The 12,406-nt window shown below is 59.4% G+C and carries 10 protein-coding genes; 9 read left to right on the top strand and 1 reads right to left on the bottom strand.

What is annotated here, in order from left to right; genetic code table 11:
- Positions 1-49 precede the first annotated feature (49 nt).
- From clpB to QP977_RS00595, 3 genes are all read left to right on the top strand, one after another.
- Entirely contained in the window at positions 50-2,629 is a 2,580-nt protein-coding gene (clpB, locus tag QP977_RS00605) for an ATP-dependent chaperone ClpB (protein ID WP_049181753.1), read from the top strand.
- Between the two features lie 187 nt (positions 2,630-2,816).
- Positions 2,817-3,464 carry a GNAT family N-acetyltransferase gene (locus QP977_RS00600; RefSeq protein ID WP_070605329.1) on the top strand — a complete coding sequence of 216 codons (648 nt, stop codon included), beginning with the start codon at positions 2,817-2,819 and terminating at the stop codon, positions 3,462-3,464.
- A gap of 234 nt (positions 3,465-3,698) precedes the next feature.
- Positions 3,699-5,237: an HNH endonuclease signature motif containing protein gene (locus QP977_RS00595; RefSeq protein WP_284847039.1), complete on the top strand. Its 1,539-nt coding sequence runs from the start codon at positions 3,699-3,701 to the stop codon at positions 5,235-5,237.
- 24 nt (positions 5,238-5,261) lie between these two features.
- On the opposite strand, the gene QP977_RS00590 is transcribed toward QP977_RS00595, so the two are convergent.
- A complete protein-coding gene (locus QP977_RS00590) occupies positions 5,262-5,507 on the bottom strand; it encodes an SDR family oxidoreductase (RefSeq protein ID WP_284847038.1) in 246 nt (81 codons plus the stop codon).
- A 179-nt stretch (positions 5,508-5,686) separates the two neighbouring features.
- Between QP977_RS00590 and QP977_RS00585 the strand changes: the two genes are divergently transcribed.
- The 6 genes from QP977_RS00585 (at position 5,687) to QP977_RS00560 (ending at position 12,275) form a co-directional block, all read left to right on the top strand.
- Positions 5,687-6,517 carry a sulfurtransferase gene (locus tag QP977_RS00585; protein WP_049193768.1) on the top strand — a complete coding sequence of 277 codons (831 nt, stop codon included), beginning with the start codon at positions 5,687-5,689 and terminating at the stop codon, positions 6,515-6,517.
- Positions 6,518-6,724: 207 nt separating this feature from the next.
- A complete protein-coding gene (locus QP977_RS00580) occupies positions 6,725-8,761 on the top strand; it encodes a TtfA family protein (RefSeq protein ID WP_284847037.1) in 2,037 nt (678 codons plus the stop codon).
- Between the two features lie 51 nt (positions 8,762-8,812).
- Positions 8,813-9,373 (top strand): orotate phosphoribosyltransferase, encoded by a 561-nt coding sequence (gene pyrE, locus QP977_RS00575; protein ID WP_070628459.1) that lies wholly within the window; start codon positions 8,813-8,815, stop codon positions 9,371-9,373.
- 109 nt (positions 9,374-9,482) lie between these two features.
- A complete protein-coding gene (locus QP977_RS00570; RefSeq protein WP_070628460.1) occupies positions 9,483-10,328 on the top strand; it encodes a lysoplasmalogenase family protein in 846 nt (281 codons plus the stop codon).
- Complete coding sequence (locus tag QP977_RS00565; RefSeq protein WP_070628461.1) at positions 10,315-10,986, top strand: TrmH family RNA methyltransferase; 672 nt, start codon at positions 10,315-10,317, stop codon at positions 10,984-10,986. Before QP977_RS00570 ends, QP977_RS00565 begins: the two co-directional genes overlap by 14 nt.
- A 71-nt stretch (positions 10,987-11,057) precedes the next feature.
- The gene (locus tag QP977_RS00560) at positions 11,058-12,275 is read left to right on the top strand and encodes a glycoside hydrolase family 76 protein (protein ID WP_005510131.1); all 1,218 of its coding nucleotides are present in this window, start codon (positions 11,058-11,060) and stop codon (positions 12,273-12,275) included.
- Positions 12,276-12,406 lie beyond the last annotated feature (131 nt).

Genomic DNA, 12,406 nt, shown 5'->3' with positions numbered 1-12,406 from the left:
ATACGTTATGGGTAGTGAATGACAAAGTTGAGTCAAAGGGGCGCAAGTTATGAGTTTTACACCAACAACTAAGACTGGAGAAGTTCTCCAGGAAGCTATGAAGGCCGCGACCAGTGCGGGTAACCCGGATATTCGGCCTGGGCACATTCTGGTAGCGCTGCTGGAGCAAAAGGAGGGTATTGCGGCTCCGCTGCTTGAGGCAGCGGGTGTTAATCCTTCCGGGGTTTTGACCCGCGCTAAGGAGCTGGTCGCGGGGTACCCGTCGGCAAGCGGGGCGAATATGGCGAACCCGCAGTTTAATAGGGATGCCGTTAATGCACTGAACGCTGCCGAGGAGCTGGCGGGCGAGCTTGGAGACGAGTATGTCTCCACGGAAATTCTGCTTATCGGTGTAGCAACTGGCCAGTCGGAGGCGGCAACTGTGCTGCAGTCGGCGGGCGCTACTGCCGAGGCATTAAAGGGCGCGCTGACTAGCGTGCGTGGATCGAGGAAGGTTACAACGGAAAATCCAGAAGAGCAGTACCAGGCTCTGGAAAAGTATGCGACGGACTTAACCGCGCGGGCACGTGAGGGCAAGATTGACCCAGTTATTGGCCGCGATGCGGAGATTCGTCGCGTGGTTCAGGTCCTAAGTCGTCGCACCAAGAACAACCCTGTGCTCATTGGTGAGCCGGGCGTTGGTAAGACGGCCATTGTAGAAGGGCTCGCACGCCGCATTGTTGCAGGTGACGTGCCGGAATCCCTGAAGGGCAAGACGCTGATGAGCCTGGATCTAGGTTCCATGGTCGCCGGTGCGAAGTACCGCGGTGAGTTCGAGGAGCGCCTGAAGGCGGTTCTGGACGAGATTAAGGAATCCGACGGTCAGATTATTACCTTCATTGACGAGATTCACACCATCGTTGGCGCTGGTGCCACAGGTGATGGCTCGATGGATGCGGGCAATATGATTAAGCCGATGCTGGCTCGTGGTGAGTTGCGCCTGGTCGGTGCGACGACTCTGGATGAGTACCGCAAGTACATCGAGAAGGATGCTGCGCTGGAGCGTCGTTTCCAGCAGGTCTTTGTCGGTGAGCCGAGCGTTGAGGACGCCATTGGCATTCTGCGTGGCCTGAAGGAACGCTACGAGGTCCACCACGGTGTTCGTATCCAGGACTCCGCGCTAGTCGCGGCAGCAACGCTGTCGGATCGCTACATCACATCCCGCTTCCTGCCGGATAAGGCTATCGACCTGGTGGATGAGGCCGCATCGCGTTTGCGTATGGAGATTGACTCCTCGCCGGAGGAAATCGACTCCGCGGAACGTATTGTGCGCCGCCTCGAAATCGAGGAAATGGCCCTGGAGAAGGAAACTGACATCGCGTCGAAGGAGCGTCTGGACAAGCTCCGTGAGGAACTTGCAGATGAGCGTGAGAAGCTCAACGCTCTGAAGACTCGCTGGCAGAACGAGAAGTCCTCGATTGATGATGTTCGCTCCGTTCGCGAAGAGCTCGATGCCCTGCGCACTGAGTCCGAAAAGGCTGAGCGCGAAGGTGACTACGGGCGCGTCGCAGAGCTGCGTTACGGGCGCATTCCTGAGTTGGAGAAGAAGCTGGAGACCGCCGAGGAATCGGTCGCTGACGCAGAGGAAAACTCCATGCTCAAGGAGGAGGTCACGCCTCAGGAAGTCGCTGAGGTTGTCTCCGCCTGGACGGGTATCCCGGCTGGCAAGATGATGCAGGGCGAAACCGAGAAGCTACTGGAAATGGAGCGCAACCTCGGCCGTCGCGTCGTTGGTCAGAATGCCGCTGTGGAGGCTGTCTCCGATGCTGTCCGCCGTTCGCGTGCGGGTGTTGCCGATCCGAACCGTCCGACTGGTTCCTTCCTGTTCCTCGGTCCAACTGGCGTTGGTAAGACGGAGCTGGCCAAGGCGCTGGCGGAGTTCCTCTTCGACGATGAGCGTGCGATGGTTCGCATCGATATGTCCGAGTACGGCGAGAAGCACTCTGTCGCTCGTCTGATTGGTGCCCCTCCCGGATACGTCGGCTACGACGCTGGCGGTCAGCTCACCGAGGCTGTTCGTCGCCGTCCGTACACCGTCGTGCTTTTCGACGAGGTTGAGAAGGCTCACCCGGACGTGTTCGATGTGCTCCTGCAGGTGCTCGATGAGGGGCGCCTGACTGATGGTCAGGGTCGAACCGTGGACTTCCGAAACACGATTCTGATTCTCACCTCCAACCTCGGTGCTGGTGGTACGCATGAACAGATCATGGATGCGGTCAAGATGGCCTTCAAGCCGGAGTTCATCAACCGTCTCGACGATGTAGTGATCTTCGATCCGCTGACCTCCGAGCAGCTGCGCGGCATTGTGGACATTCAGGTTCGCAACCTGGCGGAGCGTCTGGCTGCACGTCGTCTGGTGCTGGATGTCTCCGATGGGGCACTGGATTGGCTGTCGGAGCGCGGCTACGACCCGGCCTATGGTGCCCGTCCGCTGCGTCGCCTGGTGCAGAAGGCAATCGGCGATGAGCTGGCACGTCGACTGCTCGCGGGCGATGTTCGCGATGGTGACCGAGTAGAGGTTACGGTTGCTGACGATGGGGAGTCGCTGAAGGTTGTCGGCTATGGCGAGGACGGCGTAGCCCGGGTCTAGGGCGCCCAATCCTCAGGGCGATACCTGTTCAGCAGGCTGTCCGTTTGTTGGGGCGGTTTGGGAGATTTTTCTCCTGAACTGCCCCTTTTTTTGTGCTTTTGTTGTCCGGGCTTATGTCCCTTGCGGCCGATCGCGTGGGCTTGTTGCATTCCGGTCAGTCTGGAGTGCGCCGGTATAGTGCGCAAATATGACTAACTTTCAGTGGCGACCAGCGACAGACTCCGACCTCCCCTTCATTGCCTGGATGGACGAACTAACGGAAACGTTCGGAGATGAAAGTCAGCCACTGCCGGAAGATTATGTAGTCACGAGGCGTCAATACGTCGACCAGTGGGACGCGAGTCAGGGCGGGGTTATCCTTTTCGCCACTTCGCTTGACGACGCTGACCTCGAGTCGCTCAGTAGCGACATGACCCGCACTGATCCATTTGAACCGAGGGTTTCTCGCGAGGCTACTTACAGTGCGGCCGCCATTAAGGCGGAATGGTTGGAGCGCGGGGATTCGTCGTCAAGTGAAGAGCACGAGAGCTACGAAGTGCCGGTGGGGGCGGCCTGGCTGCGTACGTTTACGCAGGACGGACCGGGGTACGGTTTCGTGGAAAATGGGATTCCTGAGGTAGCGATTGCGCTGCGTCCAGGTGTTGTTGGGCGCAGGCTGTCGCAGCCGATGATTGCGGGGCTCCTTGAGTATGCGCGTGAGCTGGGGTACCCGGGGGTTAGTCTGGCTGTCCATGATGCCAATCCGCGGGCGGCGAAAGCTTATGTGAAGGCGGGGTTTGAGCTAGTGGGACGCTCGAGCTTCCCGGACCATGACGTGATGGTGGTGCGGTTTTAGGCTTTCGGCGTGCAGTTTTTTTTGGGGGGGGGCTGCGCGGGTTGGTCGGGTGTTCAGGGCGGATGGTGGGGTATTCGAGCTCTGGAAGCACGGCAGTATTTCGGAAAAAAGTTCGAAAAAGTTGACTGAGGGGGTTGTGGGGCGTCGAATGGGTGTGCGATAATGTGGGGGAGGGAAATTAGTTAGTCCATTTGGGGATTCGGATTGCTAGCGTTTTAAAAGGGGGTGGGAGAAATGTCTACACCATCGGCGCCAAACGGCAGTGGACCGCTTTCGACATCTCAGGTTTTAGATGTGGTTGCGCAGTTTGAAGCTCTGTCGACAGTCATCGTGGAGAACTTCGAAGTACTTTCGCCGGATCATGCGCACGATGCATATAAGTCGATTGAGAAAGCGCGAAAACGACTCGCAGTAATTGATGCGACTTATGTGGAGACTATGAAGGGGCGGATGCCCAGCGCGGAGCATCGAAAGATTGCGTGGCTAGCGCAGGAGATGCGAATCTCGCGAGTAGAAGCGAGGCAGCGTATCAATGTCGTCGGGCGCCTGAGTAGGAATGTTGATCCGTTTGCTCCGGCGAATGAGGATGTGCGAATGCCGAACCTTCGTCAGAAAGTTGAGGAAGGTGTTGTCGGTGCGGATGCTGTTTCGAAGATTGACAAAGCCGTTCGTGAGCTGCCGGCAACGGAGCATGCACAGCTGTCTAGGCTGCTGGACAAGCACATTGCAGATTTAGTGGACAAGATCCGTGTTGATGATCTCAATAAATTGCCGAACCGCCTGCGGGCGATGTTGGGGGTTGATGACCCGTATACGGATGAGGACCGCGCTCGGAAACGAAGCCTAAAAATCGGTGCTCAGGGGCCGGACGGCATGAGCCGGTTGAGCGGTGTGGTTACGCCTTCGTTTGCAGCGGTGCTCAAAAGGCTGCAGGCGGATCATGCGCGCCCTGGCGGGTTACTCGAAGAAGGTGCCGATGACCAGCGGAATCCGGAGCAGCGTTTTCATGATGCCGTGGAAGCGGCGGTGAATGGGGGCTTTCAGCCAGGCGGTGACCTTCAGCCGGCGCGGGGGACGACATCGGTGGTCACCGTCGCGCATATCGCAGATGTGGCAGCGCTAGCTGGAGTCTCCTTGCCTGATGGGAAAGATTTTGTACTTCCTGGATCGGGCAAAGCGGTCTCTGATGCGGGAGTGCGATTTTCCATTAGTCAGGCCGTGCAACAGATGGTTGATAGAAATTCGTTCCTCCAAGTCTTGGGGAATGAGGGGCAGACCTTGTACTTTGGTCGGTCCCGCAGGCTGGGGACTTTGCCACAGTATCTGGCCCTTCTTGGAGAGGAAGGAGGTTCCTCCGCGCCGGGCATGGGCACTCCGGGAGCTATGTGTGATGTTCACCATGTGCAGTCGTGGTCTTCCGGTGGTGGCACTGATCTGGATAATCTCACGTTGGTTGATCCGGGTACGCATCGAAAGATCGATGATGCTCGATGTGATGAAAATGCTTGGTGGACGCTTCGGCCGGATGAGGTGCCGGGGATTCTAGGAACTGACGAAGGGGACGGGGTTAGTGGGGAGTGCGAGCCGGTCTCTACTGATCGTGTGGTCTGGGTGGCCCCGAAAGGCAAGGAAGGAAACCGAAAAGCGGAATCCAATGAGGACCCCGATACGTTCGATAGCCCGGGGCGCTGGTTGCGTCGTAAAGCGCGAGAGACACGGGCGGGGGACACAGCGGATGGCAATGGTGAGACGGGACAGGATCCCGGTGGGTAGTCGGGTAGGGAGCGGGGTCCTGGCTTAGAGGCTGATCTTCCGTTTCGTAGTCAGCTTTGCGTTAATGAAGCGGTTGAGGAAAGGGGCACCGACGCTGGCGGCATAGTGCAGCAATTTTGTCGGCAGGCTGACAGGGAAGTCAGCCTTAGTAATCGTGTCCTGTTTCTGGTCGATGCAGTCGACGATTGCGTTGGCGACATCAGCTGGTGTGATGCGAATACCCATGCGCTTGGTGCCGTCAGTGCTGACATTTTCGAGCAGAGACGTCAACAACTCCGACGGTTTAGCCGCGGGAAAGCAGTTTTTCTGCGGTGGCACGGCCGATTCCATGGCCTGCGTTTGAGATGAAAACGGCCAGGTGGGCAGCATCTTCAGACATCTTCCCGAGCTCCTAGTTTTAATAACGTACATATCGCGCTACCAAGTCAATCGATTTAGAATCCGGGATTATGACAACATCCATCTCGGTACAAGAGCTTCGTGACAAGATTGCCGGCGGCGGTCGCATCGTCGTCGTTGACGCACGCTGGTCGCGCGCTAAAAAACCATATGACTCCTACGCTACGGCTCACATCCCTCTGGCCGTGTTTTGTGATCCCGAGTTGGATCTAGCGGGTGTTCCCAGCCGAGAAGCTGGTCGCAACCCGCTGCCGGATATCGAGCGTGTGCGCGATGCCGTCCGTCGTTGGGGAGTCCGCTCGGAGCATCTGGTGATCGTCTACGACGCGGGCGATGGGCTGTTCGCGTCACGTGCTTGGTGGATTCTGCGCTGGGCGGGTCTGGAGAATGTGCGTGTCCTCACCGGCGGGTTAGCTGCTTGGGAAGCAGATGGAAACGAGACTGCCTTCGGTCCCGGCAATCTGCCGCAGCCTGGAACGATTGCGGTGAGCGAGGGCAATATGCCTGTTGCCAGCCTCGACGACGTACGCACCTGGTCTGAACGTGGAATTTTGGTGGATGCGCGTGAGTCCAGCCGCTTTGAAGGCCGCAGTGAGCGCGTCGATCTGCAGGCAGGTCACATCCCGGGTGCCGTGAACCTGGCGGCTCGCAGTCTGCAAAATGCCGACGGTTCCTTCCTGCCTGTTGAGAAGCTCCGTGAGCGCTTTGCCTCCGTCGGTATCGAAGCCGGTCGTAACGTAGCGGTCTACTCCGGTTCCGGTCTTCATTCCTCACTGTTCATTCAGGCCATGGAAGAAGCGGGCATTACTGACGCCTCGCTGTATGTCGGAGGCTGGTCCCAGTGGGCTGGCAATCCGAGCCTGCCTATCGTCCGTTTCTAAGCGGCGCCGGACTCGCATGTGTCCCGGGGCAGGGCGACCGCCCCCAGGGAACCCCTGATGTGTCGTCCATGTGGATATTTCCCCTCGCCCTTACGGTTCTAGAGAGTCCTGTACGCTCTCGCCTCGGGCATTGGCATTGCGCCAGACGGGGGACGGCATATTGTCGCTGACCAAATAGAACGGCTTCTGGCTTAAGCTAGGAGATTAATGATTCCCCTAGTATTCACCCTCGCAGCGATCCTCATCATCGCCGCAGTCGCGCTGTTCGTTGTCGACCGCCGCCGTCGCAGCACAAGTGAGACTGCTGTGGCGTCTCCTTCGTCGCCATCGCTTTACGACGAGCCTTCGGACTCCACCGGCGAAGTAACCGGTGTGGCGGCAGAAGATGTTGTGCCCGAACTGCCGGATTCTTCAGAGCAAGGAAGCTCCGAGACAGCTTCTGTGGTGAGACCGAATATCGCAGCTGATGCTGACTCTCACTCTGAGGTTGCCGCTGAGACTGATGGTGCCGCTGAAGTTGACCCTGAAACTGAGTTTTCGACGATAGAACTGGGTACTTCAGCTGGGCAAATGATGCCGGCGGAGCCTGAATCTGTCGCGGGAATCGAACCGGCGGCCCCTGCTGAAATGTCCGAAGCAACAGAAAACACGGGAGCTTCCGAAACATCGGGACCAGCAGCTGACCTGAATGCGGGAACGGACGGGACTCTCCGAAGTAACGCGGAGTCTGGCGCGGAGTTTGGCACAGGGGCTGGCGCGGAGCCAGCCGAGTCAGTGACTGCTGAAGATACCGATACCGCGGATGAGCCCGAGACAGGTTTAGTGGGCGACACCAGTGCCACAGAGGCCAACAGCACCACCGCTGCTGACGCTCGCACTGGAACTGTTGACGGTACAGAATTCCAGGCTGCGTCGGTCGAAAATACCGAGACCGGCGAAGTGCCGCAATCATCCGATTTTGCGGCGCACACCCAGGCCACCCAGGCCACCCCGCACACTGAGCCCACCCAGCCCGCGCAACCGCAGCGCGCCCAGCAGAAGTCAGTGGCTCCTGTCCGTCGACGTATCAGTGGTCGCCGGGTGCGTCACTTGCGGAAGGCCTGGGCGCAGGAACGTAATTCTGTCTACAACCGTGTGGACCATGAGCTGCCGTCGTACTGGCAGCGCACGCCGGACGGCGATGCCAAGGCCGTGGTCTCCGGTTTCGCCTTTGGCCGGGAAATGCACCTCGCCGATGTCGGTGGCATCACCACCATCGCTATCCGCCGCTCTGTATCCAGCGATGAGGTTTTCGAGCTGCGCCGCAGCGGCGGCACGACGCTGCCTCACGTAGCCACCGAAGCCGGCCTGGTAGTCGCAGCTACCGACCCAGAGCTCATTCATCGCATCTTCGACGACCGTGCAACCCGCATGCTTGCCGACGTGCACCCGGCCATTACCCGCATGTGGTCCGAAAACTCCTGGTCCTTGGCTCAGTTGATTGATAATTCAGTGCCAGAGGACTGGGACGGTGCACTGGCATCGCTGTCGGACTTCTCCGACATTGCGCGCAGGTTGCCACCGGCGGAAGGTGAAACCGTCGCTCCGGACGCTAATCAGTGGGATCCCACTCGTTTGCAGCTCACCGAGCAGTCCGTTGACTCTGGTTCCTTGATCTCGGATGGAACCGGGCGTGGGCACTTGCACGCGGTACCAGACCAGCGTCGCAACGGTTCTGCTAACCATGAATCGCAGAATCACAGCTCACAGAACGGGCATGCCCAGAGTCACAGCGCGCAGAATAGCAAGGGCGAAGAGCCGCTGGACGTTGAGGAAATTGTTTACGCAGATTCTCCTTCGTCCTCGTCCGCTGCCACCGTGGATGCAACCACGGATGATTCGCAGTGGTCGTCGCAAAGCAATGCACAACCCACGGTGGTGCAGGCGATTGACGGCTCGTCGTGGCGCCCTACGCGGGATATACCGCTTGATCCGACGGCGCTGCCTTCGCGGTCAACGGCACGAAAGATGGGTGCAAATGTTGGTGAGTCGGAGGACATTGGGGATTCTGGCCAGCAGATTCCTGCGCTTGGCGAGGATCCCGAACATAGCCGGATGCGCTCGAGTCGGGGACGTGTAGTGCGATCAAATGTGAAGCCCGCCAGTATTTTTACCGACGCCGCCCCAGACCTCGACAGCAGCGACGACCCCACCGAATCTGTATCCGAGGACAAAGGCGCAACCCCTGATTCCGCGGACGAGTAGAACCAGACATATCCTTGAGCACACAGTCGTTTATTTAGGAGACAACCTCAGATGAGCACCCACACGAGCAATGTCAATCAGGAGAAGCTGCAGCGTTTGGCCGAGCTGGTCAAGGAGCTGGCGGTTGTCCATGGCAAGGTCACGCTGTCGTCTGGACGTGAGGCTGACTACTACGTTGACCTGCGCCGCGCCACCCTACATCATGAGGCCTCGCGCCTGATTGGTTCCCTGCTACGAGAGCTCACTTCCGACTGGGACTACGCGCACGTCGGTGGTCTGACGCTTGGCGCGGACCCGGTGGCCACCTCTGTCATGCACGCCGAAGGACGTCCGATTGATGCCTTCGTAGTACGCAAGGAAGCCAAGAAGCACGGCATGCAGCGCCGCATTGAAGGGCCGGACATTGTGGGCAAGAAGGTCCTGGTTGTTGAGGACACCACCACGACGGGCAACTCACCGCTGACCGCCGTAGCTGCCCTACGCGAGGCCGGTGCCGAGGTTGTCGGTGTAGCCACTGTGGTTGACCGCGCGACGGGCGCCGACGAGGTCATCAAGGGTGAAGGCCTGGAGTACCGTTACCTGCTCGGTTTGGATGACTTGGGCCTGGCCTAAGAATCTGAGCGCTAGAGCTTTTACCGAGCCTCACTCAACTCACTGAGCCTCGCCGAGCCTCACCCAGCTCACCCGCCCCAACGCAGTCCCACGAAAGAGGAACATCCCCATGACTACCAAGCGTGCAGGACTCTTGTCCAAGCTCACTACGACCAAACTTCCCGGCACCAAGGAAACCGTCGCTGACATGTTTGTGCGTCGCACGGGCGAGGGCCTCGGCGCACTCGTCGGTATCGCCAGCGCGAGCTCCGACACCCGCCGTGCCCCGGAACGCGCCGGCTACATTGCCGCCAGTGCGGTCAACGTTGTCTCCAGCGCCTTCGGCTGGGAGACTCCACGTCGAGTTTCCAAGACTGTCCTCATGCCACTGTTGGCGGCCAATGTTTGGCGCCGTCGCCACGAGACGTCTCGCTTTACGACGACCACCCTGCTCATCGGCCTCGCCGGCGGTTGGTTGGGCGACTTGATTCTCATGCCGAACAAGCCGAACCTGAACCGCGGTTCTGTGCCGTTCGCAGTTAACCAGGTTGCCTACCACGTGCTGCTGTGGCGTGCCGGAGCTCGCATTAGCGCGCTGCGTGCTGCCATTCGCTTCCCACTGTGGGCTGGTTCGGTACCGCTGGTCGGTGCTGTAAAGCCAGAGGCGCTGCCCGCTGCAGTTGGCTACGGTCCGCTGCTGGCCGTGACTTCTGCACTGGCCGATGACCCGGTACTGCTGGAGGGGGCCGGTGCTGTCGGAACTGATGAGCAGACCGGCCTGCCGATTGCCGATGCCACCTACGGCCTAGGTCACGGTGGCAACCTGTTCCTTATCTCCGACACGCTACTGATGGCTCGAAAGATGTTTGCGGAGGAGGGCGTCGTCGGCAAGCTTCTGAATGCTGCAGTGATGGACACCTACACCGTGGCGCAGTTGTTCCTGGTCGAGGGGCTGTTGGCTCTTGATCGCGCCTGAGCCCGGGAAGGGGCCGACGGAGTGGTTTGAGGCTCGTGTCGGGGTGGGGCCGTGGGAGCAGGAGCACCCGAACGAACCTCGGCGGACCGGCCCAGAATACGATGAGCAGCTTTTGGATGAGGGCGACCGACGCAACGTCGTCGATGCTTACCGCTACTGGACGATGGAGGCTATCGTCGCGGAGCTGGATAAGCGTCGTCATCCGTTGCACATCGCCATCGAGAATTTTGAGAATGACTCCAACATCGGCACCGTGGTACGCACCGCAAATGCCTTCCTGGTAGAGGCCGTGCACATCGTGGGGCGCAAGCGTTGGAATCGTCGCGGCGCAATGGTGACTGACCGCTACCAGCACTTGCTGCACCACGAGACGGTGTCGGAGGTCATTAGCTGGGCGCGCGAGCATGACCTGGCTGTGGTGGCCGTGGACAACGTGCCGGGCTCCGTACCCATCGAAACCGTTGAGTTGCCCGAGCGTTGTCTTTTGCTCTTCGGCCAGGAGGGGCCGGGAGTGACTGAAGAAGCACAGCAGGCGGCGGACCTGACGGTGTCGATTGCCCAATTTGGATCGACGCGTTCGATAAATGCGGGGGTAGCGGCGGGTATTGCCATGCACTCTTGGATTCGTACTCATGCAGACATCACCGCGGCCTGGTAATTGTCTGCTTAGGTGTTTTATTTTCGAAAGGCTGTTTTAGAGCTGTTTCACAGCCGTTTTAAGGAGAGCCAGTGGTTCTAAAAATGTCGCGTCCGGAGGCCGAAACGTGGGCCTATCGCGCGGACGTGGCTGAGCAGGCGATTCGCAACCGTCATGCGGCGAAGCTGTGGGGTCTTCCGGGCACGAATCTGGCAATGGCTTCCTGGCCCGCGCCGCTGCGACACAAGGTCTTCATCAACTGGCATTACTGGTGGCAGGCGCAGTATCTCGACTGTCTGGTAGACGCAGCCAAGCGCGTGCCCTCTAAGGAGAAGTACCGCGCTATCCGCCAGACCACTCGGGGTATCCGCATTCGCAACCTCACGCTGCTGACCAAGAACAAGTACTACGACGATCGCGCGTGGATGGCACTGGCGCTCGGGCGTGCCGACGCTGTCCTCGGCGCATCGGTGCCCAAGAAGACGACAGCGCGGCTGATTTCATGCTTGGGCGATGGTCGGCAGGAGTCCACGGGTGTGCTGCCGTGGCGTGAGCAGGACCTCTTTTTCAACGTCCCCTCGAACGGTCCTGCAGCCATCGCTCTGGCCCGGGCTGGTCGTATCAAGGAGGCAGAGGAACTTATCGACTGGGTTTACGCCAACCTTTTGGCGGACTCAGGTCTGCTCTACGACGGCATTCGCTTGTCCATGGCAGGTGCCGTGGTGCAGAAGGGCATGTTTACGTACAACCAGGGTGTCATGATTGGCGCTTGCCTTGAAGTGGGACTTGCGCTTCGGGCGCACGGCCAGCGGGAACAGGCGACGAAGTATTTCACGCGCGTGCAAAACCTCATCCACGCGGTGGCAAAGGATTTGGCGACCACCGACAATGTCATCGCCGGTGCCGGTGGCGGCGATGGTGGTCTGTTCAACGGCATCCTCGTGCGATACCTCGCCGATGCGGCGGTGCGTTTGCCTGGAGACAATCGCATGAATCGCGCGGCAGCCCGCATTGCTCGCCGACTGGTTCTGGCGTCGGGGGAAAAGTGCTGGTACCACCGCCTCGAGGTCGATGGCCTGCCGCTTTTCCCCGCAGATTGGAACGACAATGCTCAGTTCCCACAGGGCGGTTCGGTTGCGCAATCAGTCGGTGGCGCGGTTCGCGGTTCGGCGATTAAGGAGCGTGACCTCTCTGTCCAGCTGTCGGGTTGGATGCTGATGGAAGCATGTGCCCGAGTGGCCGATTTTGTTGCGACCAAGCTGGAAAATGGTGAGTCGTTGGATTCGACGAAGCCGAGCTGCCCGGAGTAGTCGGGGAACGCTAGTTCGTCGTCATCTGGCGCTTGCCGACTTTGTACCACCACGCTGTGCCCGCCCCTTACCAACAGAGAGTCGCATGCCTAGATCCTGCCATCGGCACGTCATGCCTGGCACAATAGGAC

The sequence above is a fragment of the Corynebacterium sp. MSK012 genome (genome assembly GCF_030232435.1).
In the GTDB taxonomy this organism is placed as follows: Bacteria; Actinomycetota; Actinomycetes; order Mycobacteriales; family Mycobacteriaceae; genus Corynebacterium; species Corynebacterium jeikeium_D.
Note: the sequence above shows the minus strand (reverse complement) of the source record. Positions and strands in the feature narration are given on the sequence as shown.